This window comes from Escherichia sp. E4736, assembly GCF_005781225.1.
Classification (GTDB): Bacteria; Pseudomonadota; Gammaproteobacteria; order Enterobacterales; family Enterobacteriaceae; genus Escherichia.
In genome coordinates this window covers 1-2,034 of record NZ_VATT01000041.1, presented here as the reverse complement: position 1 = coordinate 2,034, position 2,034 = coordinate 1, and the positions used below count along the sequence as shown (strand labels likewise).

1 protein-coding gene and 3 pseudogenes are annotated in these 2,034 nt (G+C 41.8%); all 4 read left to right on the top strand.

Features of this window, described 5'->3' with window-relative positions:
* Positions 1 to 739, top strand: a pseudogene (locus tag FEK46_RS21935) (hypothetical protein); the annotation flags it as partial.
* Entirely contained in the window at positions 726 to 1,307 is a 582-nt protein-coding gene (locus tag FEK46_RS21930; RefSeq protein ID WP_135560399.1) for a hypothetical protein, read from the top strand. The pseudogene FEK46_RS21935 and the gene FEK46_RS21930, both read left to right, overlap by 14 nt.
* An 80-nt stretch (positions 1,308 to 1,387) precedes the next feature.
* A pseudogene (locus tag FEK46_RS21925) lies at positions 1,388 to 1,650 on the top strand (PAAR domain-containing protein).
* Between the two features lie 2 nt (positions 1,651 to 1,652).
* Positions 1,653 to 1,955, top strand: a pseudogene (locus FEK46_RS21920) (hypothetical protein); the annotation flags it as partial.
* Positions 1,956 to 2,034 lie beyond the last annotated feature (79 nt).

Below are 2,034 nucleotides of genomic sequence, written 5' to 3'. Positions count from 1 at the left end.
GAAATACAGTGAGGATTTTCTTGATAAAATGGCCTGGATGCAGGATGTGTCCACTGAGAAACTAGGGCCTTCACTGTGGCATATGCATCCGATTACATTTCTTGGATCATTAATAAAGAACCGAACTGGTTGGGCGCATAGCAAATTTGGTGAATTCCTTGGTAGGGTTGAGTCTAAAAATGATTATTCTGCTTATAACGTACATGTTACCTACAGCCCACATTACAAAACTAACCTAACAGGCATGACAATAAAAGAAGTTATGACTTATCAAGAAGATGATACTTCTAATGGTCTATTTGCCACAGGGCGATTCCAAGTGGTACCAAAAACATTAAAGGATGCTGTAAGTAAACTTGGACTCAACGTCAATGACCTTTACAATGAAGAAACACAAGACAAAATATTTAACGAGTATCTTATAAAAATAAAGCGCCCAGCAATCATAAATTTCCTTGAAGGGAATGGTAGTGTTGAAGATGCTATTTATGATTGGGCAAAAGAATTCGCTTCCGCTGGGGTAAGAAAAGGAAAAGAGATAAGTCCTTCTAAAACTGAATTTGAAACAAATCCAGACGGTTCCTTTTTTAGGGACAAGAAAGGAAAGAAAATTCACAAGAAAAGATATGCCAAAAAAGAAGGTGTTTCTTACTATTCTGATGACGGGATAAATAAAGCACACATAAAACCTGACGAAATGGTTAAAGTACTTGAGGAGTCAAAAAATGAAGGTTCGTAAACTTCCCTTTCTTTTTATTGCTGCCATATGCTTTTCTGCACTAGCTAATGAAGGAGATGCTCCAAAATTCAAAGAACATAATGTGTTGTTAAGTCATGGACCATTTACGACAAAGATTCACTTAACAAGTGAGCAGCTTAAAAAATCCGAAGCATGGAAAAGTCTAATGCAGAAGCAGCTCAGCGAAAAGGCTAATTTTGCAGGGCACTATCGCCTATACATAAGCGGGAAAGGTGAATTACCTAAAGATTGCGGTGTTAATGGCTGGGTTTGCGGATGGATAGTTGACAAAGAAACTGGAACTGTAGTTTCCGAGCTGCCTTCATTTAATGGAAATTCTAAGTACTACTCCACTATTGATAATGGCACTCCTTCTCCTGACTTATTCTCTGCGGAATTTTATCCAAACAGTAATTTAATTTGGATTAATGGTGAAAACATCCCTAAAAATAAAGTAGGAAACATATCGCTAGGCGATAAAAAATGCTCAAACAGCGCTTACTTATTCAATAACAACTCATTCCATAATGTTTTTGAGAGTGAGTGTGAAATAGATACTGGTGGCTAACAATGATTTATCAACAAAATCTTGTAGTCAGTAAATCTAAAATGCACCAGCGATAATATCAACAAGGAAATGAGCGCAATATGCTTCAAATTATCCGCAAAGGCGATAAAACATCTCACGGGGCTCGGTTTTGAGCGCTTCCGAAACGATGAAATTCGGTGGGATCGGTGTTGCCCGAAAAGGCGACAAAGTGTCATGCCCGGTTCTGGGACATGGCCTTACAATCATCGTAGAAGGCAACCCTGATTACCTTGATCATGGTATCCCGGTGGCATTTCACGGTCACAAATGCGCCTGTGGTTGCACATTGATCAGTTCATTTACCGCTGCAAAGGTTGCCTGATTATGCCCGTCTGGCTGGATGCCATCCCTGAAAAGGCCACAAAAATAGCGCGCCCCGGCACCGGGCGTTGGTTGCTTTTCCTCGCGTTTGTCATGCTGGGGGGCATAGCGCTTACACTGTGGTGCTGGCCATCAGAGCGAACCGGATTTGTCTTCTGGTTCACCGCTCTGGGTCTTCCATTTTGCACATGGGGGCTTATTTTCGGTTTACGCAGGGTTGCCTATAAAGCAGAGCAGGTCGGAGCTGAGTCGCGTAATGTCGACCGTACAGCTCTTATAGACAGTGAAATTCTGCGCGGTCAGCGCAGCTGAAGCCGCCGGAGCCCTGGTCTCTGATATCAATACTCAGATTAGTCTTGTGACTGACAAAATCAGGGACCTCCAG

Coding starts and splice junctions, on each gene's coding strand:
- FEK46_RS21930 (WP_135560399.1), top strand. CDS start 726: ATGAAGGTTCGTAAACTTCCCTTTCTTTTTATTGCTGCCATATGCTTT.